This is a genomic window from Paenibacillus sp. M-152, from assembly GCF_003856555.1.
In the GTDB taxonomy this organism is placed as follows: domain Bacteria; phylum Bacillota; class Bacilli; order Paenibacillales; family Paenibacillaceae; genus Paenibacillus; species Paenibacillus polymyxa_C.
Window position 1 is genome coordinate 1,453,778 of record NZ_CP034141.1, and the last position, 19,800, is coordinate 1,473,577.

23 protein-coding genes are annotated in these 19,800 nt (G+C 48.1%); 16 read left to right on the forward strand and 7 right to left on the reverse strand.

The window, feature by feature from the left end:
• Positions 1–16 precede the first annotated feature (16 nt).
• The 6 genes from EGM68_RS06425 (at position 17) to EGM68_RS06450 (ending at position 5,557) form a co-directional block, all read left to right on the forward strand.
• The gene (locus EGM68_RS06425) at positions 17–145 is read left to right on the forward strand and encodes a paeninodin family lasso peptide (protein ID WP_013369856.1); all 129 of its coding nucleotides are present in this window, start codon (positions 17–19) and stop codon (positions 143–145) included.
• Positions 146–274: 129 nt separating this feature from the next.
• Positions 275–1,330 carry a serine kinase gene (locus EGM68_RS06430; RefSeq protein WP_129548859.1) on the forward strand — a complete coding sequence of 352 codons (1,056 nt, stop codon included), beginning with the start codon at positions 275–277 and terminating at the stop codon, positions 1,328–1,330.
• On the forward strand, positions 1,317–1,619 hold the full coding sequence (locus tag EGM68_RS06435) for a lasso peptide biosynthesis PqqD family chaperone (protein WP_129548860.1): 303 nt from the start codon (positions 1,317–1,319) through the stop codon (positions 1,617–1,619). The genes EGM68_RS06430 and EGM68_RS06435 overlap by 14 nt, the downstream gene beginning before the upstream one ends.
• 1 nt (position 1,620) lies before the next feature.
• Entirely contained in the window at positions 1,621–2,106 is a 486-nt protein-coding gene (locus tag EGM68_RS06440) for a lasso peptide biosynthesis B2 protein (RefSeq protein ID WP_013369859.1), read from the forward strand.
• Positions 2,107–2,150: 44 nt separating this feature from the next.
• A complete protein-coding gene (locus EGM68_RS06445) occupies positions 2,151–3,677 on the forward strand; it encodes a nucleotidyltransferase domain-containing protein (RefSeq protein WP_129548861.1) in 1,527 nt (508 codons plus the stop codon).
• A 20-nt stretch (positions 3,678–3,697) separates the two neighbouring features.
• Positions 3,698–5,557: an ABC transporter ATP-binding protein gene (locus EGM68_RS06450; RefSeq protein ID WP_129548862.1), complete on the forward strand. Its 1,860-nt coding sequence runs from the start codon at positions 3,698–3,700 to the stop codon at positions 5,555–5,557.
• Between the two features lie 19 nt (positions 5,558–5,576).
• Here the strand turns inward: EGM68_RS06450 and ku are convergent, their stop codons facing one another.
• The gene (gene ku, locus EGM68_RS06455) at positions 5,577–6,491 is read right to left on the reverse strand and encodes a non-homologous end joining protein Ku (RefSeq protein WP_013369862.1); all 915 of its coding nucleotides are present in this window, start codon (positions 6,489–6,491) and stop codon (positions 5,577–5,579) included.
• Between the two features lie 209 nt (positions 6,492–6,700).
• On the opposite strand from ku, the gene EGM68_RS06460 reads away from it, so the two are divergent.
• Both EGM68_RS06460 and EGM68_RS06465 read left to right on the forward strand, forming a co-directional pair.
• Entirely contained in the window at positions 6,701–6,940 is a 240-nt protein-coding gene (locus tag EGM68_RS06460) for a hypothetical protein (RefSeq protein ID WP_058829132.1), read from the forward strand.
• A 50-nt stretch (positions 6,941–6,990) separates the two neighbouring features.
• Positions 6,991–7,170 (forward strand): H-type small acid-soluble spore protein, encoded by a 180-nt coding sequence (locus tag EGM68_RS06465; protein WP_013369864.1) that lies wholly within the window; start codon positions 6,991–6,993, stop codon positions 7,168–7,170.
• Between the two features lie 133 nt (positions 7,171–7,303).
• On the opposite strand, the gene EGM68_RS06470 is transcribed toward EGM68_RS06465, so the two are convergent.
• The 5 genes from EGM68_RS06470 to EGM68_RS06490 all read right to left on the reverse strand — a co-directional run bounded on the left by EGM68_RS06470 (position 7,304) and on the right by EGM68_RS06490 (position 11,825).
• Complete coding sequence (locus EGM68_RS06470; protein ID WP_129548863.1) at positions 7,304–7,960, reverse strand: 3-oxoacid CoA-transferase subunit B; 657 nt, start codon at positions 7,958–7,960, stop codon at positions 7,304–7,306.
• A complete protein-coding gene (locus EGM68_RS06475) occupies positions 7,953–8,621 on the reverse strand; it encodes a CoA transferase subunit A (protein ID WP_013369866.1) in 669 nt (222 codons plus the stop codon). Before EGM68_RS06475 ends, EGM68_RS06470 begins: the two co-directional genes overlap by 8 nt.
• A gap of 37 nt (positions 8,622–8,658) precedes the next feature.
• A complete protein-coding gene (locus tag EGM68_RS06480; protein WP_013369867.1) occupies positions 8,659–9,399 on the reverse strand; it encodes an acetoacetate decarboxylase in 741 nt (246 codons plus the stop codon).
• 53 nt (positions 9,400–9,452) lie between these two features.
• A complete protein-coding gene (locus EGM68_RS06485; protein ID WP_013369868.1) occupies positions 9,453–10,637 on the reverse strand; it encodes an acetyl-CoA C-acetyltransferase in 1,185 nt (394 codons plus the stop codon).
• A gap of 657 nt (positions 10,638–11,294) precedes the next feature.
• Positions 11,295–11,825, reverse strand: coding sequence for a cysteine hydrolase family protein (locus EGM68_RS06490; RefSeq protein WP_013369869.1), 531 nt, complete (start codon positions 11,823–11,825; stop codon positions 11,295–11,297).
• A 135-nt stretch (positions 11,826–11,960) separates the two neighbouring features.
• On the opposite strand from EGM68_RS06490, the gene tsaE reads away from it, so the two are divergent.
• Genes tsaE through tsaD form a run of 4 tightly spaced genes read left to right on the forward strand, consistent with a single transcriptional unit; the run spans position 11,961 to position 14,873 of the window.
• Positions 11,961–12,440, forward strand: coding sequence for a tRNA (adenosine(37)-N6)-threonylcarbamoyltransferase complex ATPase subunit type 1 TsaE (gene tsaE, locus EGM68_RS06495; protein ID WP_013369870.1), 480 nt, complete (start codon positions 11,961–11,963; stop codon positions 12,438–12,440).
• A gap of 3 nt (positions 12,441–12,443) precedes the next feature.
• A complete protein-coding gene (tsaB, locus tag EGM68_RS06500) occupies positions 12,444–13,280 on the forward strand; it encodes a tRNA (adenosine(37)-N6)-threonylcarbamoyltransferase complex dimerization subunit type 1 TsaB (RefSeq protein ID WP_129548864.1) in 837 nt (278 codons plus the stop codon).
• 16 nt (positions 13,281–13,296) lie between these two features.
• Entirely contained in the window at positions 13,297–13,812 is a 516-nt protein-coding gene (gene rimI / locus EGM68_RS06505; RefSeq protein WP_129548865.1) for a ribosomal protein S18-alanine N-acetyltransferase, read from the forward strand.
• On the forward strand, positions 13,809–14,873 hold the full coding sequence (gene tsaD, locus EGM68_RS06510; RefSeq protein WP_013369873.1) for a tRNA (adenosine(37)-N6)-threonylcarbamoyltransferase complex transferase subunit TsaD: 1,065 nt from the start codon (positions 13,809–13,811) through the stop codon (positions 14,871–14,873). Before rimI ends, tsaD begins: the two co-directional genes overlap by 4 nt.
• 547 nt (positions 14,874–15,420) lie before the next feature.
• Here the strand turns inward: tsaD and EGM68_RS06515 are convergent.
• Complete coding sequence (locus tag EGM68_RS06515) at positions 15,421–17,385, reverse strand: ABC-F family ATP-binding cassette domain-containing protein (protein ID WP_129550300.1); 1,965 nt, start codon at positions 17,383–17,385, stop codon at positions 15,421–15,423.
• A 269-nt stretch (positions 17,386–17,654) separates the two neighbouring features.
• Between EGM68_RS06515 and EGM68_RS06520 the strand changes: the two genes are divergently transcribed.
• The 4 genes from EGM68_RS06520 (at position 17,655) to EGM68_RS06535 (ending at position 19,785) form a co-directional block, all read left to right on the forward strand.
• Entirely contained in the window at positions 17,655–18,308 is a 654-nt protein-coding gene (locus tag EGM68_RS06520; protein ID WP_013369875.1) for a 5-formyltetrahydrofolate cyclo-ligase, read from the forward strand.
• Between the two features lie 38 nt (positions 18,309–18,346).
• Positions 18,347–18,835, forward strand: coding sequence for a cyclic pyranopterin monophosphate synthase MoaC (moaC, locus tag EGM68_RS06525; protein WP_129548866.1), 489 nt, complete (start codon positions 18,347–18,349; stop codon positions 18,833–18,835).
• 113 nt (positions 18,836–18,948) lie between these two features.
• Positions 18,949–19,431 carry a MogA/MoaB family molybdenum cofactor biosynthesis protein gene (locus tag EGM68_RS06530; RefSeq protein ID WP_013369877.1) on the forward strand — a complete coding sequence of 161 codons (483 nt, stop codon included), beginning with the start codon at positions 18,949–18,951 and terminating at the stop codon, positions 19,429–19,431.
• Between the two features lie 102 nt (positions 19,432–19,533).
• A complete protein-coding gene (locus EGM68_RS06535; RefSeq protein ID WP_025674943.1) occupies positions 19,534–19,785 on the forward strand; it encodes a twin-arginine translocase TatA/TatE family subunit in 252 nt (83 codons plus the stop codon).
• The last annotated feature ends 15 nt before the right edge of the window (positions 19,786–19,800 follow it).

Consider the following 19,800-nt stretch of genomic DNA (forward strand, 5'->3'; position numbering starts at 1 on the left):
GAGGGGAGGTGATGAGATGAGTAAAAAAGAATGGCAGGAACCGACGATTGAGGTGCTGGATATTAACCAGACTATGGCGGGTAAAGGCTGGAAACAGATTGATTGGGTGTCAGACCATGATGCCGATCTGTATAATCCGAGCTAACGGAAGATAATTATACATGAGCCGATGTTGGGCTGAGATCCAGATAGCTTACTGATCACGAGCCGTCTTTATTTCATTCGGGTTAGGTTGGACCGGAAGAAATAAAGACGGGATTTTAAGAACAGGGGAGTGAGTCCTATCGCGCATGACAGGAGTGCCCAAATCAGTTGGGTGAAATATACAGCCTTTGGACTCAGGATTGCCAGTGAGCTGACTCTGCCTGAGCTGATCCCGGCAGAACCGGGATTGGTAGAGGATGTGGTCATTCGACAGGTTGATTTGTCAGCATGGAGGGACCAACTGGAGCAGACCAATTTTGTAATGCAGGGTGAACGCTTTATGTTCCTAATACCGGGCACGGCCATTTATGCCATCAGGGGAGGCCAGGAAATCGAGGTAAGTATGTTACCTGGGGCTGATCCTGACACCGTGCGGCTGTTTGTACTGGGCACATGCATGGGTGTTCTACTGTTGCAAAAACGGATTTTGCCTATTCACGGAAGTGCGGTTGCCATCGGAGGTCGGGCCTACGCATTTGTAGGTGAATCCGGCACGGGAAAATCGACGCTGGCTGCTGCCTTTAGACAGGCTGGCTATCAGATGATCAGTGATGACGTGATTGCTATAAATATTACAGCTTCCGCAGCCATCGTATATCCGGCATATCCGCAGCAGAAGCTGGGGCTGGAAAGCTTGCTTCAACTGGAGGCACTACGGGAGAGCAGGCATGTACGACAAAGAAAGCACGTTCTTTCCCTAACTGACGACAATCCTGTAAGGGCACAATACCGAGATTTGCGTAGGATCGCAGGTGAGTTCAATAAATATGCCGTGCCTGCTGTGGACGAATTTTATAACGATCCGCTTCCCCTGGGCGGCGTATTCGAGCTTGTGAGCGATTCTCCCAACCGTGAGTTGATGCGGGAAGGGGAGCCAGTGGCCGTTACGGAACAGCCCTTGAACAAACTGGAGTGCTTGCATACTTTACTACAGCATACATATCGTAGGGTGATCATTCCGCGAATGGGTTTGGGTGAATGGTATTTTGATACAGCGGCCCGGATGGCTCGGAAAGTGGAAGGCTGGCGACTGCTGAGGGATAGCTCCTTTTTTACGGCGTCCGAGGTTGTACAACGGGTACTTGAACTCATTCATAAGGAGGAAAAGAGTTATGGCAGCCACTAATCTAGCTAAGGATCATTATCGCGTCACGTATGGTGAAGAGGTCTATGTAAGTGATATGGACGGAGAAAAAGTGATGATGAGTATTCATACTGGAAAGTATTATAATTTGGGCTTCACCGGAGGACGGATCTGGGAACTGGCAGAATCCAGTCCTTCACTTGGAGATATTGTAACTGTCCTGATGAATGAATATGAAGTGGACGAGGAACAGTGCAGACAGCAGGTACATACCTTTGTAGCTGAATTGGAGCGGGAAGGATTGCTGAGACTCCTGCGGGAGTTGGACTAACATGCGGATACAACGGCTTCTTCTCTTGCCTCCAGAGGTCAGGAGATTGTTCCCGGAAGCCTGGCTGGAGCTGGGATGCGCGAGATTTCGCCAGCGTCGTTCTTTTGGAGATTACTCGGGGGCTTGGGGAAAATGCATGGAAGAAACTCCCTGGCAGTGTGAGATCGGGCAGGAGAAGTCTATCCGTCACATTTCACAAGCTGTGGATTTGGCCAGCCGTTATACTCCTTGGCGCAGTAGCTGTCTTGTACAAGCCGCTGCCGCTATGACGTTGCTGGTACGCAGAAAACTGGACTGCACACTGTATCTGGGCACAGCCAAAAATGCTGCGGGACAACTGGCCGCACATGCATGGGTACGCAGTGGGCCGATCTATGTTACGGGAGAACGGGAGATGGGGGCGTTTACCGTAGTGGGAATATTCGGGAGACGTGCTGGGACAGCTACAAATACGAAGACAGCGGATAAAGGCAGTTCTTTGTTTTAGTGTGAGAAAAAAAGAGTGTTCAAAGAATCGAAGGAGAAGAATCCATGACTACCAAGTCTATTTTGGAACTTGCGAATTGGAATGAGGATCAAGAATTCACGTTATTACTCTCTCTACTTCGTAAAGACGTCAATCTATGGCAGGATACGACGACTGCTTTCCAGCTGCAGGAGATGGATTGGTCCCGCTTGCTGCGTCTGATAGAACACCATCGTGTGGTACCTACAGTGTATCTCCAGCTGAAAACGTTGAATCACCCGTTCATCCCCGCAGAATTGATGCGAAACCTTCAGGCACAATATCAACGAAACACGCTACGCATGCTCCAGCTTCAAGCAGAAGCCGAGCGTCTGACCAGGCTGCTCACAGCTCATGGAATCCGTGTGCTGATGCTGAAGGGTCCTGCTCTGGCGCAGCAATTATACGGGGATGTTTCCCTGCGTACCTCTAAAGACATTGATTTACTTATTGCCCCGGATGACATGGATGAAGCGGAGCATTGGATGGAGGAAGCCGGATATGCGTCCAAAAGCGGAGAAGTACGCGTCCTTGGTAGCTGGAAGTGGAAGGATCATCATGCCTCCTTCCTACATCTGCAAAAGAGGGTAGAAATCGAGTTGCACTGGCGGCTTCATCCGGATGGAGGGCGGGAGCCCTCCTTTGACGAGCTTTGGGACTGTCGGCAAATGGGGAAGGCCGCAGGAGTTCGAGCCAGTCAGATGGCACCGGCGACTTCTGCCGACAACAGGAATGTGATGACATCCTGTATGTATACGCTTGGCAGCGAGCATCAATTTCTATACTTGAGCGCACACGGAGCGCGTCACGGCTGGTTCAGGCTGCGCTGGTTAGTGGACATCGACAGGCTTGCGGTACGCGCTGTCAATTGGGGGGCGCTACTGCCGCTAATGCGCCGTTACGGGGGCCTGCCTGCGGGCGGGCAGGCTTGGGCGCTGGCCGCTGCGCTGTTGGGTACGCCGATCCCGGAGCCGATGCGTCCGATATCGGCTACCCGGCAGGCGCACAGGCTTGCGCTGAGCGCGCTGGCCTTTATGCAGGCCAGCGTCCCCGCGCCGTACCCGGTTGCCAATCGGGCGGGTACAGGCAGACTCGTTCGGTCAGAGCTGTTGCCTAGCGTAGCTTTGACCGAGTCGATGAATACCGCCCCTTTGAGTGGCGGTATTTCAGCCAGTGGAGCCGCAGGCGAAGCTGTTCTGTACGCCGTCAAGGATGCTGCTGACATACCGAAAGATGCCACCAGTATCCTTGGTGACCCGGGGAATACAGTGAACACTGCTGTAAGCAGCCTTTCCAAGCCTGTAGGTGCTACTACAGTCGCCCCCAGTCCAGCCATTGCTGGAGCTACAACAACAGCGTTTACCCCTCAGCCGGTTAGTCGCGCTTACTTGCTTTCCTTAAAGGAGCCAAGACACAGACTATGGTATCTCATCAGCCGTTTGTTTCCTTCTACGAGGGATTCAGTCGTTTTTCCACTGCCTCGCCAGCTGCATTTTTTGTATATTCCTTTACGTCCATTTCTTTGGCTGAAGCGGCGATTTACAAAGCACTGACCCGATAAGGAGTGTACATTATGACTCACCTGCGAATATATATGACCAAGCTGTATGCTGTGAACGGCGGGGCGTTAATTCTTAATATTGGATGTATGATCATCGTCAGCTTACTGGAAGGTGTTGGCATTTATATGCTTATTCCTATGCTGGCGGCCATCGGTGTATTTGGTGGTCATTCAGAAATGCCATTTCTGTCGGATGGATTTGATTATTTTTTGCCGTACATTCCTAAAAGCTGGCTGTTGCCGGGGATGTTAATGCTTTTCGTAGTGCTGCTTACAGGGCAGGCTTGGCTTCAGCGTTACCAGTCCATTCTCAGCTCGCGGATTCAGCAGCGTTTTATGCGTTGCCTTCGCATAGACGTATACACTTCCTTTATGAAGGCGCAGTGGGCTTTTTATTTGCGTCAGCGTAAATCTGATTTTAGCCACGTGATGACGACCGAGCTGGCGCGTGTCAGTCAGGGAACGAATTTGCTCCTTCAACTGACCACAGCCGTCATGTTTACGCTAATCCAGATTGCGCTGGCTTTTTGGTTGTCCCCTTCTTTAACCGGGCTGGTGTTTTTGAGTGGACTGGTGTTGTTTGTCGTGTTCCGTCGCTCCATCCGAAATGCCAAACAATTAGGTGATCGTACCACTGAACTGTCACAGGCTTATTTTGCCGGAATTACGGATCATATGAACGGGATGAAAGATATTAAAAGCAATCTGCTGGAAGCGGCGAATATCCATTGGTTTCGATCTCTGACACAGCGTATGGAGGATAATACGACTCAGTTTGTTCGACAAAATGCGACCACGCAGTTTTTTCATCGCATAGCGGCAGCTGTTTTTGTCGTTAGTGTCCTATTTGTGTCGCTCCAGTGGCTGCATGTTACACCTGAAAGATTGATTGTGCTCATCCTTATATTTTCCCGCTTATGGCCAAGGTTTGCCCTTATTCAAGCGAGCCTGGAATACATCATGTCTATGATCTCTGCTTTTGAGAGTGTAACCAAAGTGCAACGAGAATGCGAGGCTTTCTCAGACCCCTCGTTGATCGGGCTTACATCTTCTAAGGCTCTTGTCCCATTCGATTCATCGGTATATCATCTACCATCTATATCTGCACGGCAACCCCTATCCCTTCGTAATGGAATAGAATGCAGCCATTTGGATTATTGTTACGAGGGTGCGGCAGAACCTGCACTACGTCATATTAATTTGTTCATACCCGCCCGGGGAATGACCGCCATTGTAGGCAAATCAGGAGCAGGTAAAAGCACCATGGTTGATGTGCTGATGGGGTTTTTACGTCCAACGAGTGGGCAGATTCAGATCGATGGGCATGTTTTGGACGACGAATTGCTGCCACTGTGGCGACAGTCCTTTGGCTATGTATCACAAGACCCATTTCTGTTCCATGCGACCGTCCGCGAAAATTTAAAGCTGGCTGATAAGAATGCCAGTGAACAGCAGCTATGGGAGGCGCTACATTTTGCAGCCGCAGACAACTTTGTATCCAGACTGCCTGAAGGGCTGGACACGGTCATTGGTGATCGCGGGATCCGTCTGTCCGGGGGAGAGCGTCAACGGCTGGTATTAGCGCGGGCCATTTTGCATCATCCTCCTGTACTTATTTTGGATGAAGCGACAAGTGCGCTGGATGGTGAGCATGAGGCTGCAATTCAGGCAGCATTGGAACGGATGAAAGGTCAAATGACGTTGATCGTGATCGCTCACCGTCTGTCAACGATCAGACATGCGGATCAAATTGTTGTAATGGATCAAGGTAAGGTCATACAGCAGGGAAACTACCGCCAATTGGAAGAAGAGGAGCGGGGGGCGTTTAGTCAGCTACTATCGTATCAAAGCAGTATCAGCGCCGCCCCTTAATCAGACTTTTCTGTAAAGCTTAAGTTTCTTTACGTTTGGTGGTGCTTCTTCTCTTTTTGACTGGAGTCGGAGAGAGGGCGTCGCCTGCCACAGCCTGCTGTGCTGTCACGGCTGCTGGTTTACGCGTAGGACGTTTTTTCGCAGCAGGACCAGGATCGGTAACGACAGGCTTCACTGCCTCAATACTGGCTTGAAGGGCAGCCATTAAGTCAACCACATTGGTCTGAGGCTGTGTTGGGGCAATTCGCACCTCTTCACCAGCCACTTTATGCTGGATAAGATCCAGCAGACGTTCGCGATACTGATCCGTATACTTTGCTGCATCAAAAGGGGTAGATAGCTGCTCAATCAGCATTTTTGCCATGGTCAGCTCTTTCTCTTTAACCTCCTCCTGTCCAGGTAAGTTGGGAACTTGAGCAATGGGACGGATTTCGTCCGGATAAAACATGGTCTCCACCGCCAAGCATTCATCCAGCACGCGAATGGCTGCCAGACTACTTTTTGAGCGGATGGAGATTTGGGCAATCCCGATTTTCCCGGTATCTTTCATTGCATTCATGAGTAGCTTATACGCATTCGAGCCAGCCTGATCCGGGGACAAATAATACGTTTTTTGAAAGTAGATCGGATCAATTTCCTGTAAATCCACAAAGTCCAAAATTACGATATTTTTATCGGCTTGTCCGCTAACTTGCTCCAGTTCTTCCTTGTCGAACATGACAAATTTTCCTTTTTCATATTCGTACCCTTTTCCAATTTCCTCCCATTCAACCTCCTTATCACAAACAGGGCACTTCCGTACATAGCTTAGTGGACTCCCACACTCCTTGTGAATATAACGCATGGAAATGTCCTTGTCCTCAGTTGCTGAGAACATTTTAACTGGCACATGAACCAGCCCGAAGCTGATCGCGCCTTTCCAGACCGTATGCATACCGCCAGTCCTCCTTTTTTTAATCCTCATATTTCATATTTCGATTCCGGGCACCCGGGCTGTGAGCATTTCATTTTTCACTTAGTATGCTTCGTACAAAAGATTGTATGAGATGCAAATGAAGGCTCGAATTGCTTTCACTTGCGCATGGTTTCGGTTTTTTTGGTGAATGTTAAGCCATATCCGATTCAAAAGGAGGTATACAACTGATGCCTAGAAAACCCTATCCTCAGCAGATCAGTCATCGTGTGGGGCAAAGTCACATTGCCTTTCGAGGGCCTGCTGGAGGCGAACAGGATGCATTGCCGCCCGAGTTTGCTCTTTCACATGGAACGCCGCAGCCTTTTCCCGTAGCTGTTGCTCATGTGGATATGGAGGCGGTAGTTTCAACATCGCCTTCTCATAGCTTTCCTTCATTGGATGTGGAACGGATTATAGACGAAGACTAGGTGACCTATATTTTGAATTTTGCACAAAAAAAGAGTAGGAGGAGAACAGCATGAACGTGGAACGAGCAAAAGCCATTTATGATTCATCCGAAACGATTGCCGTCCAATTGGATGGCAAACCGATTTGGATTGAGCATGTAGATGAAGCGAATGGTATGGCAACGGTACAGATCGGCAGCAGACCTGGTGATACACAAACCGTTCGTGTAGATCGACTGGAAGAACAATAGGAGAGAGGAATCCAACCTAAAAAGGCTCGCAATTGCTCAATGAGCAATTAGCGAACCTTATTTTATATAATGAATGCGATTGTGAGGACAAGTTAAACGCCAGACAAGTTAATTTGAAGGTGGAACGGTTTTTTTACACTGCAATGGTCTTTAAATGTGTAGAAACCATCAACTCAGCCTCTGTCGCCATTTGAACATCTTCCACCGACAAACCTGGAGCAATTTCCTTGAGCATCAGCCCTTTACCCGGTATAACATCAATGACACCTTTTTCGGTTACAATGGTCTTTACCACATTTACAGCGGTTAGGGGCAGTTTGCATTGTTTCAGTATTTTCGGCGCCCCATTTTTGTTCACATGCTCCATGGCTACAATCACTCTCTTGGCTCCAACCACCAAATCCATGGCCCCACCCATGCCTGGCACCTTTTTCCCGGGGATCATCCAGTTTGCAAGGTTGCCTTTTTCATCGACCTCCAGGGCACCCAAAACGGTGACGTCCACATGCCCTCCACGTATGATGGAAAATGAAAGCGCACTGTCAATAAAGCAGGCTCCTTTCACGGTTGTAACGTAGTTTCCGCCTGAATCGATACAATCGAGTCTTTCTTTTCCCGGAGCTGCTTTGGGGCCAACGCCGACGATTCCGTTCTCCGCCTGCAGCATAATATTAACGTTTTCGGGGATGTAGTCCACCGCCATTGTAGGCAATCCAATACCAAGATTAACCACTTCACCATCTTTGAATTCTTGGGCTATTCTTCTAATAATCAATTCTCTATTATTCATTATCTCCACCCACCTTTACAATCGCGTCGACAAATATTCCGGGAACGTTGATATGATTGGGGTCGATTTCCCCCGCTTTCACGTATTCGTCTGTCTGAGCAACTACATACTCGGCTGCGGTAGCCATCACCAAATTGAAGTTGCGTGAAGAGCCGTTGATGACAAGGTTCCCTGCTTCATCAGCTTTATGGGCTCTGATAAGCGCCACATCGGCTTTGAGCGGTAGTTCGAGCAGATATTCTCTTTCGTCAATTTTGATTTTCTTTTTTCCTTCCTCTACAATGGTGCCTACACCTACGGGGGTTAAAATACCACCCAAACCAGCTCCGCCTGCGCGTATTTTTTCAGCGAGCGTCCCTTGCGGGAAGAGTTGAACATCCGCTTCTTTCGTCATCAGGAGTCTTCCCGTTTCCGGATTGGAGCCGATATAGGATGCAAAAATCCGCTTGACTCTGCCACTTTTCACAAGTCTATAAATAGATAATTCCGGTGTGCCTGTGTCATTGGAAATGATCGTAAGATTATCAGCGGAATTTGAGTCGACAAGCGCACGCACCAGCTCCTCCGGAATGCCTCCTTGCATAAAACCCCCAACCATCACCGTGTCTCCGTCTTTAATTTTCTTAATTGCTTCTTCAGCGGAGTTTACTTTTTTATTCATGGTTCCGTCTCCTTATCTATTTTTAGGAAAGCAAACTTTATTGGAGATAATCGTATAGGACTCTTCCATATGGAAGCGTTAAATCGGCAATAAAATGTTTTCCGCCAACATAAGTTTTAACCGGCAAATCTGCCACAGGAGCATTGACATGGGGGATCAAGCTTAATCTAGCAGGCCCTGACCAGGCTCCTTTTACAGTAATATTTTCAAGATTATATGCCACTAGCTGAGCAATTTTAGGAGTGCCGTCCACATCAGGAATTAATTTTAAATTAACTTGCGTTTTTGCGATGGCTTTAGCCGTTTCCTTTTCATCAAGCACGTTATATTTGAAAGGGGTGGTTCCCATAGCTACCAGGACGTTATTGTAATGCAATGTACCCGTCAGCGTCTCTGTATCCTCAACGACCAGGCGAGGCTTCGCCCATTTTTTCGGAAATCCCCAGATTTCACGTCCCCCCAGAATAGCAGGTGCATTATCCAAATACATTTGGGCAACAAAATTACACGGTTCTCCCTGAAAAGTACACGGAATGACAATACCGCTTTCCTCATAGCTTCCCAAACCGGATGAATCGGGCATTTTGATCCATTCATAGGAGACCGTATTACTTCCATCTGGCTGAAGTGGTTCCGGGACCGCCTGTCTTATCGCAGCGGGATCGGATTCATAGGTAATAATGAAGAATTCCCGGTTGATGAAGCGGCATGGCGGGCGTCCATAACTGCCGCTGGCCGCAGGCATGGATTGAAGTGAAAGTACATCTTTTTGATTCATAGCGATCTCCCTTCCTTTTTAAGAGGTATTTCAACAATCATTGAAAACGAACTTTAAATGAGTGCATTTTCAACCAGCATTGCTATTCCCATTCCCGTTCCGATGCATAACGAGACTACGCCGTAACGTGAAGATCTGCGCACCATTTCATGAACTAACGTAACCAATACCCTAGCACCGCTTGCACCAACAGGATGACCGATTGCGATCGCGCCGCCATTGACATTGACCTTTTCCGGACTGACTCCCAGCTCTTTTTGCACCGCTAGTGCTTGTGCAGCGAACGCTTCATTAATTTCAAAGAGATCAATGTCATCAATCGACATTCCCTGTTTCTTCAGCAGTGACGAAATGGCTTTTACCGGTCCCATTCCCATATATGCAGGGTCAACACCAACAAGCGAATAACCCTTGATATATGCCAACGGCTTTAACGCATGTTCCTTACATTTATCTTCCGACACGACTAACATAGCTGCCGCACCATCATTGATTCCCGAAGCATTTCCGGCAGTAACCGTTCCGTCCTCTTTAAACGCAGGCTTCAAGTTTGAAAGTTTTTCTTTCGTCGTATTTCCTCTTATGTGTTCGTCTTCTGTGAAATAAGTAGTTTCTTTTTTGTTTTTGATCATGACCGGAACAATTTGCTCTTCAAAAAACTTGTTGTTTTTTGCTTCGAAAGCCTTTATCTGGCTTTCATAGGCGAATGAATCTTGCTCCAGTCTTGAGATTCCATATTTTTCGGCAACATTTTCGGCAGTAATTCCCATATGGTAATGGTTGATTGGGCATGTTAGGCCGTCAGCCACCAGGGAGTCTACCAATTCACCGTTGCCAAGCTTATAGCCGTTTCTTGCATTTTTTAGCAGATAAGGGGCGTTCGACATGCTCTCCATGCCTCCAGCCAAGACGATGTTTCCTTGCTCCGCCAATATTGAATCGTAAGCTAACGCGACGGCATGAAGTCCTGAACCGCAAACCGTGTTTATCGTTGATTCGGGTACATCAATGGGGATACCCGCTTTTAGTGCCGCCTGTCTGGCAGGATTTTGACCATTGCCCGCTTGAAGAACATTTCCCATAAAAATTTGATCAATCAAAGAAGGCTCCAATTTACTTTGCTGCAGGCATGCTGTCATCACGGTTGCTCCCAATTCAGGAGCGCTTAGAGGCGCAAGGGTTTTGTTAAAAGAACCGACCGCTGTTCTCAACGGGCTTACTATAGCTACTTTTTTCATAAAAACTCACATTCCTTTCGCTGTGTTCGAGACACAATACATCCATGACTGCACTTCAATTCATACTTTCCGGTCCTAACCTACGAAACGTAGAAACTGCAAGATACATTTACATGCGGGCATATCATGGTGCCTAAGACAGTGAGTGTGACGGTCCGATCGCCTTCTTTCGTTGCTGGAAATTAAAACCAGAATTATCATAGTTCTAATACAGATTTTGCTCAATGTTCAAATCTTTACATATATCCAAATATAGAGCCATATCTTCCACAATAAATAGGCCATCCTAATGTTTTCTGTTAATTTCTTGATCTTTCTGAAAATTGTGATCAAAAATTGAATTTTATGTTAAATATGAAATTTCAAATCAACCTGTGAAAATAATTTCTTAGCAAATCATTTAGATCATCGCAGGGGAGGAAATCCCTTTATATGTAAATTTGTAACCTGACTTATAGCATCTAAAAAAGCTAGGCAAGTTGCCAATCAAAATGAATACATTTGGAATTCGGATAAACATAAATCCATATAAGACTGAGCCACCTATAGCATTGACGTTATAACGTCAGTGTTTTTTATTTGCTCGCGTGAACAAAAAAAGAAGCCGACCTGCTTGAAAGCAATCGGCTTGGAACGTAAAAAATTCACTTCTACATTTCACGAAAAATGTACATCTGCCGTTGTGAGCAAACGTGCAAAACGATTACCTAGCACGGCATTGTGATGAGCTACGATTTGTTCGCCGCTTAGTACCTTGCTATCAAATGTACTATGCGCATCCGATACGAGCACGTTGTTCTGGTATCCCAGACTATAGGCGCTTCGGCAAGTCGTGTCGAGACAAAATTCAGTCTGCATCCCGGCAATAATCAGCTGTTCCGCCCCCAATTCCTGGAGCACATCACGCAATTCAGTTTGGTAGAAGCTGTCCCAGGATGATTTTCGGACAATTCGTTCATGAGGAAGAGGACGCACCACGTCGGCGATGGCCCAGCCTACACTGTTTTCCCGGAAATCCTCATCCGCTTCATCGGTATGCTGCACGAAAATTACTGGTGTGCCGATAGTTCTGGCTTCGGTCAAAAGCTGCTGTAAATGCGCTACAACTTCCTGCTCACGATACAGCTTCTCATCATACATGAACATTGCCTGCTGAACATCAATCAAGAGTAAAACGGTTTGTCCCATCAGTTTGATTCCCTCCTTGTGTGTAACACTTAACTTACAATAGCATGTCTTCATGCCTTGCGGCGACATAAGGTGAACTATATAATAAAGAACAAGTTGGAACGGTCCGATTCGGACGAAAGGTGATTAAAAGATATGACAATTTCGCAGGAACAGTTTGTATTCCGTTCTGTCTCAGAGGCACAGACTGGGACATTAGCAGGCTTTTTGGCAGCCCAAGCGGTTCCCGGAACCGTGATTGTGCTGGACGGAGATCTGGGAGCGGGCAAGACTGCTTTTTCCAAGGCTTTTGCCAGCCATTTAGGTGTACCGGGTATCGTAAATAGTCCAACCTTTACTCTCATTAAGGAGTACGAGGGCCGATTGCCTTTGTATCATATGGATGTATACCGGATTTCCCAAGACGAGGCGGAGGATCTTGGACTGGACGAATATTTTTATGGGACAGGAGTATGTCTGGTGGAATGGGGTAGTATTATACCGGATATGTTGCCGGATCAGCGGCTTCACATGTATATAGAAACAACGGATGTAGGGGAGCGCTTGATTCACCTGACCGGGTACGGCGAGCCTTATGAACAATGGTGCCGCATTTTGCGGGAGAATGGAGTTTGAACCATGCAAAGAGAGCATACAGATGTAAATGAAAAGCCGCGTGAGCGGTTTTTGACGTTAGATACAGCGACGACCGTAATGGCGGCCGCCCTAATGAACGGAAAAGAGCTGCTGGGAGAAAGTAACGTTTTTGGCGAACGCAATCACTCGGTGCATGTCATTACCGAGCTGGAACGGCTCTTGAGCGAAGCAGGACTGACACGCGATGATGTGGACGGTCTTGCAGTAGGGGTTGGACCGGGATCTTACACCGGTATCCGAATCGCGGTGACCGCAGCCAAAACACTAGCTTGGGCCTGGGGCGTTCCGGTGACATCCATTTCCACTTTGCACGCTTTGGCGTGGGGTGGTTGGAACCGTGGTATCGAGCTGAAGGGGCAAGAAGGTAAACAGGAGTCTGTGAATAACGACTTGCCCGGGGCGCAGGCAGCAGATTGGATTGTACCTGTGCTGGATGCGCGCCGCGGTCAGGTGTACACGGGGCTGTTCGCCACAAATACAGTTAAAGACATCGGTAGCCCGCAGCGGTTAGAGCCGGATGCCATCCGGTTGATGACTGCGTGGACCGATGATTTGCTGCAACGTTTGGAGGTTTTGCCTGCCGAGGAGCGTCCTGCGGTGATTTGGCTCGTCGGTGAAACGGCGGTTCACGCCGAAACAGCCGAGTGCTTGCGTGCATGGAGCGAGCTTCGTATCGTGCCTTATGAACTGGAAGGAAAATGGGTTGGCCGCCTTGGGGCGGATAAGCTGCTTCGTCAGGAATATGACGAGCTACATACGCTGGTTCCGAATTATACCCAGCTGGCGGAGGCGGAAGCCAATCTGCTTCGTCAGCGCTGAAGAGGCGGTGAGCAACATGGCAAAGAACATACAGCGGGAAGAGAAACTTGAGTTTCGCTTAATGCAACTGGATGACATCCCCGATGTGCTGGAGATTGAGCATGAAGCGTTCACGCTGCCGTGGACGGAGGAAGCCTTCCGCAATGAGCTGACAATGAATCATTTTGCTAAATATATGATTATGGAGCTTAATGGACGAGCCATTGGTTACGCAGGCATGTGGACGATTATGGATGAGGCTCATATTACGAATATTGCGGTTCGTGAGGCTTATCGTGGACGCAAGCTTGGAGACAAGCTGTTGGGTGAGCTGATGCAGACCGCATCTTATTTAGGGATGGAGCGTATGACCCTAGAGGTACGGGTAACGAACCGGATCGCTCAGGGCTTGTATGAGAAAAAGGGCTTTAAGCCCGCGGGTGTGCGCAAGGGCTATTATTCGGATAATAACGAGGATGCCGTGATCATGTGGGCGGATCTTCCCGCACACGGGGCATCCGGTGAACAGGAAGGAAGCGTGCAGGAGCAATGACGCAAGCGGAAAAAGCAGGTACAGGCTCTGCCTCTGGCGAGCCTTGCTATATACTGGCAGTGGAAACGAGTTGTGATGAAACGGCAGTTTCTGTCGTGAAAAATGGCACAGAGGTGCTTTCGAATCTGATTTCCAGTCAGATTGAAACACACAAAGCCTTTGGCGGTGTTGTGCCAGAGGTAGCATCACGCAAACATGTGGAAAGCATTACCTATATGCTGGATGAGGCTATGCAAACATCGGGAATCAGCCCCCGCGAGATTTCAGCGGTTGCCGTGACACAAGGACCAGGACTGGTTGGCGCATTGCTGGTTGGTATTGTCGCCGCCAAGAGCGCTGCTATGGCGTTCGGCAAACCGCTAATCGGAACGCATCATATTGCGGGACATATTTATGCCAATCAGTTGGAGCATGATATTGTATATCCGTGCATTGCTCTTGTGGTGTCAGGGGGGCATACCGAGCTGGTGCTGATGGAATCCGAAGGGCAATTTCAGCTTATTGGTCGTACGAGGGATGATGCGGTTGGAGAAGCCTACGACAAAGTAGCGCGAGCCATCGGATTTCCGTATCCCGGCGGTCCGCATGTGGATCGTGTAGCCCATGAATCGGAGGAAGTGGTTACTTTGCCGCGTGCATGGCTGGAGCCGGATTCTTATGATTTTAGCTTTAGCGGCTTGAAATCGGCGGTGCTGAATGTAATTAACCAGACGAAAATGCGCGGAGAAACCGTTCATGCGGGAGCGATTGCAAGAGGCTTTCAAGAGTCGGTCGTAGAGGTGCTGGTAGAAAAAGCGATTCGCGCTATGCGTGAATACGGTGCGAAGCAGCTGCTGCTTTGCGGCGGAGTTGCTGCCAATCGTGGACTACGTACAGCATTGCGGGAACGCTGTGAGCGTGAAGGCATCAAACTGCTTGTACCATCCATGAAATACTGTACAGATAATGCAGCGATGATCGGTGCCGCAGCATACGCCAAGTGGAAGCGCGGAGAATTCACCTCATTGGACATGAAAGCTGATCCAGGGCTGTCTCTGGAAGAGTGGTCTGTTCAAACTTAATTGAACGAATAGGAAGGACACGACACATCTTTGGGGTCGTGTCTTTTCTGTTTCGCGCTATACATATATATAAATAGAATTTCAAGAGGATAAAATACAGGAGTTTGAGCGTATGAATGCCGGTATCTTATTTCCTCGCATGATTCGTCACAATGGTTCACGATTTTTCATGTTCCACCAAAAAAATTATCAAAATTTTATACTGCCCGAATAATGATGTGATTTGTCAAGTTGTGAACAAAGTTATCCACATATACCGTTCAAAATGTGGATAAATAGGCTCAAAGCAAGCGGGCTAAGACTTTTAGCGGATAGCTGAATGGGGGATATATCATAGCTATAGTGATTGTGAAATTTGTGGATAATGTGGATAAAATGGTGGATAAATTTGGTTTTCATTTGAAGTTGGCGGTTTATCAATAAAAAAATGGCCTAAAAGGCCATTTTCCAATATCGTCCATGCACAAAATCTGTGGATATTCTTGTGTACAAAAAATAGAAGAGGGAAATGTGAAATTTTTATGGCTAAGATTTTATGCAGCAGCTTTTATGCCTCAAGCAGTTCCTCCCAGGATGCATAGGTTTCAGTCAATTCCTGTTTATGGGTGTCGAGTTGTGCCTGAATATTTTGAAGTGCTGTGTAATCCTGATAAATCTCAGGCAGGGTCATTTGTTCTTCCAACCCTACAATTTGTTCTTCCAGCGTTTTGATCTTGTTTTCCAATGCCTCCAGCTTGCGTTGACGGCTGCGTTCCTCGCTTTTGGCTTGTTTGTCTGCCGCATAGGTGGCTGCGCGTGATTTGGGAGTGGTCTCGTCTGTTACAGATGCAGAGGTAGACGATGTTTTGCCACGAGTGGACTGACTTGCCTCGAGAGCTTCCTGTGCGATTTCCTCCAACTCTTGTTTTTTAGCTACATAGTCATCATAATTCCCCAGGAAATGTTCTATCCCTTCAGGATGAAGCTCGATGACACGTTCAGCCATTTTGTTAAGGAAATAACGGTCATGGGAGATGAACAACAGTGTACCGTCATAGTCCATCAGAGCCGCTTCCAGCACTTCCTTGCTAAACAGATCCAGATGGTTGGTAGGCTCATCGAGAATTAATACGTTGGCTTCACGCAGCATTAGCTTGGCCAGTGATACGCGGGCTTTTTCTCCTCCGCTTAATGAAGCTACCTTTTTCAGTACATCGTCACCGCTAAATAGGAAATTACCCAGCACTGTCCGAATCCGTGCTTCTTCCATATGAGGGTACTCGCTCCATAACTCCTCCAGTACGGTATTGGCGGGGTTCAGGTTTGTCTGCTCCTGGTCATACAGACCGATTTTGATCTTCGTACCCCAGTGGATGGACCCAGCAGCAGGTTTAAGTGAGCCGGTCAAGCATTTGAGTAAAGTCGATTTTCCGATCCCGTTCGGACCAATCAGTGCCACCGTATCTCCTCGTTTTAAGTCAAAGGAGGCATGCTGAAATAAAGGCTTTTTCCCCTCATACGCTACGGAAAGGTCGCGCACCTCTAATACTTCCTTACCCGACATATAGGCGGTTTCAAAAGAAAAGTGGGCTTTTTTCAAATCGCCCATAGGTCGATCCATACGATCCATTTTATCTAGCTGCTTGCGGCGGCTTTGGGCACGTTTGGTTGTAGAGGCTCGCACGATGTTGCGTTGTATAAATGCCTCCATCCGTGCGATCTCCTCTTGCTGCTTTTCGTAATGCTTGAGGTTTGTTTCGTACTCGGCAGCCTTTAGTTCCATATAGCGGCTGTAATTGCCTGTATAGCGAGTGGAGCGATGGCGTTCGATTTCAACAATCGTGGTCACCAGTCGATCCAGAAAATATCGGTCATGTGATACGACCAGCAGGGAGCCGGAGTAGCCACGCAAATAGTCTTCCAGCCAGGTCAATGTCTGAATATCCAGATAGTTGGTAGGCTCATCGAGCATAAGGACATCTGGAGCGAGCAGTAGGATGCGTGCTAGCGCAAGCCTGGTTTTTTGACCTCCGCTCAGGGTGACTACAGGCGTCTTGGGTGCAAATGAACCAAAGCCCATGCCGTGTAGCACGCTGCGAACACGGGTCTCCATTTCATAACCGCCGTGATCCTTGAACCAGTCTGAGCGTCGTGCATAGCGTTCAAGCAGATCGGCATAACGCTTTTCGTTCTGCGCATTGGCCGGATCAGCGATTTCCTGCTCCATCTGCCGAAGTTCCCTTTCTGCTGCAATCAGCGGTTCGAACACCAGCATCATCTCATCCCAGATCGAACGATCAGAATCCAAACCGCTGTTTTGCGCCAAATAACCGATGCTGGTTTCCTTTGCTTTAAAGATTTGTCCACTGTCATAGGATATTTCACCAGCAATGATTTTGAGCAGGGTCGATTTGCCTGCACCGTTCACACCTACCAGTCCAATACGTTCACGTTCCAATATTTGAAGGTTAATCCCGTCCAGAACGGGCTCAATTCCATAGGATTTAGTAATTCCGGTTACTTGCAATAGCATAGCGTATCGTTCCTCCATTACATTTTGCACAGTTCTTCCTGCCTTTTTCGCAGGTACCTTCCTTCCAGTTTACATGAAATTACCCACTATTGCACTGCTTTCACCCCCTAAACCCTTGAGCCGCGTGTAGTCAATTTGTATAAACAATGATAAACTTAAACGAGAAGTGAAAAAGAATGAAAAAAACTTGCAACGTACAGCACTTACTGACAAATGGGACAATTGTAACGTTTTGATGATTATCGACGATTGTGCGGGAGGGCGGATGTGTGGATGTCTGTAATGTGAAGAACGCGCTGCGTGTACAGCAACGGGAAGCGCGTGACTCCATGGACCCGCTGACAAGGCAGAAGGCATCGGCTGTGGCCTGTCGGCATGCAATCGAGGCATGGGAGCAGCTTAGAATAGACAGAAACGGGGATAAGCTAACCTTATTTAGTTATCTCTCTTTTGGCAGCGAGATTTCTACGACTCCCCTCATTGAGCATTGTTGGTCACAGGGAGATCGTGTCCTGGCCCCGAGAGTGGATTCGGTAACCCGAACCATGGAGCTGAGGGAGATGGATCAGTATGGAAATATGGTACCCGGCGTATGGAACATTCCTGAGCCTGCATTGACATGCAAGGAATGGTTGCCTGAAATGTGGACGGGAATCGACTGGGTTGTTGTGCCCGGCTTGGCCTTTGATCGTCGTGGAGGCAGGATCGGCTATGGCGGAGGCTACTATGATCGCTTTACCGCACAGGTAGAGGCAGTGAAGCGTAATAATGGTTCCGTAGGTCCGCTTTATGTCTCGCTTCTGTTGCCGGGACAATTGTTGGCACAAGTACCCATGGAGCCGGGAGATTTGCGAGTGGACGTGCTGTTTACACCGGAAGGACGCTTAGATTGTAATCATGCAAAATCCACAAAAGATGAATGAAGTAAAGTTGGGTATGTGAAAGGAGCTGTGAGGGAGTCATGGATTCCTTTACTCATTTTAACGAACAGGGACGGGCTCGTATGGTAGATATTTCGTGCAAAACGTCTACGGTTCGTACAGCAGTCGCCGTGACTCAGATTACGATGAACCCGGCTACATTGACGGCTGTAAAAGAAGGAAGAATCGGCAAAGGTGATGTACTTGCTGTAGCTCAGGTCGCAGGGATTCAAGGTGCGAAAAAAACGTCAGACTGGATACCGATGTGTCATCCGCTGGCGCTGACAGGCGTGAACATTACTTTTTCCGATAATGGACATGATGTGCTTCATATTGAAGTTGAAGTGAAGACCGAGGGTAAGACAGGTGTAGAAATGGAAGCTTTGACAGCGGCTTCAGCCGCAGCGTTAACCGTGTATGATATGTGCAAGGCGCTGCAAAAAGATATGATCATCGGCCCTACCATGCTGCAATCCAAAACGGGTGGCAAGCATGGTGATTTTCAAAGGGAGGACCACCAGAAACCTTGACATAGACAACATTGTCGCCGAGAGGGTACTGTGATGTGATGGAGGATGCAGCGTGGCTGTTTCTGATTTTCAGAAGAGAAAGTATTCTTTCATGATAGGAGAAGGGTGATCTTATGGTGTGGAAAACGGCGATCCTAACAGCCAGTGATAAAGGGGCAAGGGGAGAGCGTGAGGATACAAGCGCACAGGTCATCCGGGAACTCGTCGAAGAAGAACTGGGCGGAGAGATTGTGGAATACCGGATCGTTCCCGATGAACCGGATGAGATTATTGCGGCTTTAATCGAAATGACCGATTATTTTCATGCAGACTTGGTGCTTACTACAGGCGGAACCGAACTGGCGATCCGTGATGTGACACCTGAGGCGACCAGACGGGTCGTGGAACGGGAAGTGCCAGGTATGGCGGAAGCCATGAGAATGATCGTGATGCAGAAAAATCCGGCGGCCATGCTTTTTCGTGGAATCGTGGGGATACGTGGACGTACGTTGATTGTCAATTTACCAGGAACGCCCAAAGGCGTGCATGAAAATTTGGCAGCGATTATGGATCAACTCCCGGAAGCGTTGCTTATGGTGACAGGTCAGTTTCGGTAGAAGGCAGTCCGTGTGTGTGGTATGATACCTGTAAGAATTTATAAGGCCGTATACGGACAGAGGTTCTCATTTTGTCCGTCAACATAAGGAGGATTACTACACATGCCCAATATTGGAGCACCGGGTTATATTTTGTTAATTATTCTGGCGCTGCTGCTATTTGGTCCGAACAAGCTGCCTGAGCTGGGCCGAGCTGTAGGGCGTACATTCCGTGAATTTAAAAACGGGGCACGCGATATTTTATCTGAAGATGAACGGACTGGGCGTAAAGAAAGCAAAGATAGTGTGGTCCAAGCATCACAGACAACGCCTTCAGAAGTTCAAACTCAGCCTGAGGATAAACGCTTGTCATAGATTTAGTTATTTATT

What these genes read in the sequence shown, in the direction of transcription:
- EGM68_RS06425 (WP_013369856.1), top strand. Translation starts at nt 17, where the DNA reads ATGAGTAAAAAAGAATGGCAGGAACCGACGATTGAGGTGCTGGATATT.
- EGM68_RS06445 (WP_129548861.1), top strand. Translation starts at nt 2,151, where the DNA reads ATGACTACCAAGTCTATTTTGGAACTTGCGAATTGGAATGAGGATCAA.
- EGM68_RS06535 (WP_025674943.1), top strand. Translation starts at nt 19,534, where the DNA reads ATGCCCAATATTGGAGCACCGGGTTATATTTTGTTAATTATTCTGGCG.
- EGM68_RS06480 (WP_013369867.1), bottom strand. Translation starts at nt 9,399, where the DNA reads ATGAATCAAAAAGATGTACTTTCACTTCAATCCATGCCTGCGGCCAGC.
- tsaE (WP_013369870.1), top strand. Translation starts at nt 11,961, where the DNA reads ATGACAATTTCGCAGGAACAGTTTGTATTCCGTTCTGTCTCAGAGGCA.
- EGM68_RS06435 (WP_129548860.1), top strand. Translation starts at nt 1,317, where the DNA reads ATGGCAGCCACTAATCTAGCTAAGGATCATTATCGCGTCACGTATGGT.
- EGM68_RS06465 (WP_013369864.1), top strand. Translation starts at nt 6,991, where the DNA reads ATGAACGTGGAACGAGCAAAAGCCATTTATGATTCATCCGAAACGATT.
- tsaB (WP_129548864.1), top strand. Translation starts at nt 12,444, where the DNA reads ATGCAAAGAGAGCATACAGATGTAAATGAAAAGCCGCGTGAGCGGTTT.
- EGM68_RS06485 (WP_013369868.1), bottom strand. Translation starts at nt 10,637, where the DNA reads ATGAAAAAAGTAGCTATAGTAAGCCCGTTGAGAACAGCGGTCGGTTCT.
- EGM68_RS06450 (WP_129548862.1), top strand. Translation starts at nt 3,698, where the DNA reads ATGACTCACCTGCGAATATATATGACCAAGCTGTATGCTGTGAACGGC.
- tsaD (WP_013369873.1), top strand. Translation starts at nt 13,809, where the DNA reads ATGACGCAAGCGGAAAAAGCAGGTACAGGCTCTGCCTCTGGCGAGCCT.
- EGM68_RS06470 (WP_129548863.1), bottom strand. Translation starts at nt 7,960, where the DNA reads ATGAATAATAGAGAATTGATTATTAGAAGAATAGCCCAAGAATTCAAA.
- EGM68_RS06530 (WP_013369877.1), top strand. Translation starts at nt 18,949, where the DNA reads ATGGTGTGGAAAACGGCGATCCTAACAGCCAGTGATAAAGGGGCAAGG.
- ku (WP_013369862.1), bottom strand. Translation starts at nt 6,491, where the DNA reads ATGCATACGGTCTGGAAAGGCGCGATCAGCTTCGGGCTGGTTCATGTG.
- EGM68_RS06490 (WP_013369869.1), bottom strand. Translation starts at nt 11,825, where the DNA reads ATGGGACAAACCGTTTTACTCTTGATTGATGTTCAGCAGGCAATGTTC.
- EGM68_RS06475 (WP_013369866.1), bottom strand. Translation starts at nt 8,621, where the DNA reads ATGAATAAAAAAGTAAACTCCGCTGAAGAAGCAATTAAGAAAATTAAA.
- moaC (WP_129548866.1), top strand. Translation starts at nt 18,347, where the DNA reads ATGGATTCCTTTACTCATTTTAACGAACAGGGACGGGCTCGTATGGTA.
- EGM68_RS06460 (WP_058829132.1), top strand. Translation starts at nt 6,701, where the DNA reads ATGCCTAGAAAACCCTATCCTCAGCAGATCAGTCATCGTGTGGGGCAA.
- rimI (WP_129548865.1), top strand. Translation starts at nt 13,297, where the DNA reads ATGGCAAAGAACATACAGCGGGAAGAGAAACTTGAGTTTCGCTTAATG.
- EGM68_RS06440 (WP_013369859.1), top strand. Translation starts at nt 1,621, where the DNA reads ATGCGGATACAACGGCTTCTTCTCTTGCCTCCAGAGGTCAGGAGATTG.
- EGM68_RS06515 (WP_129550300.1), bottom strand. Translation starts at nt 17,385, where the DNA reads ATGCTATTGCAAGTAACCGGAATTACTAAATCCTATGGAATTGAGCCC.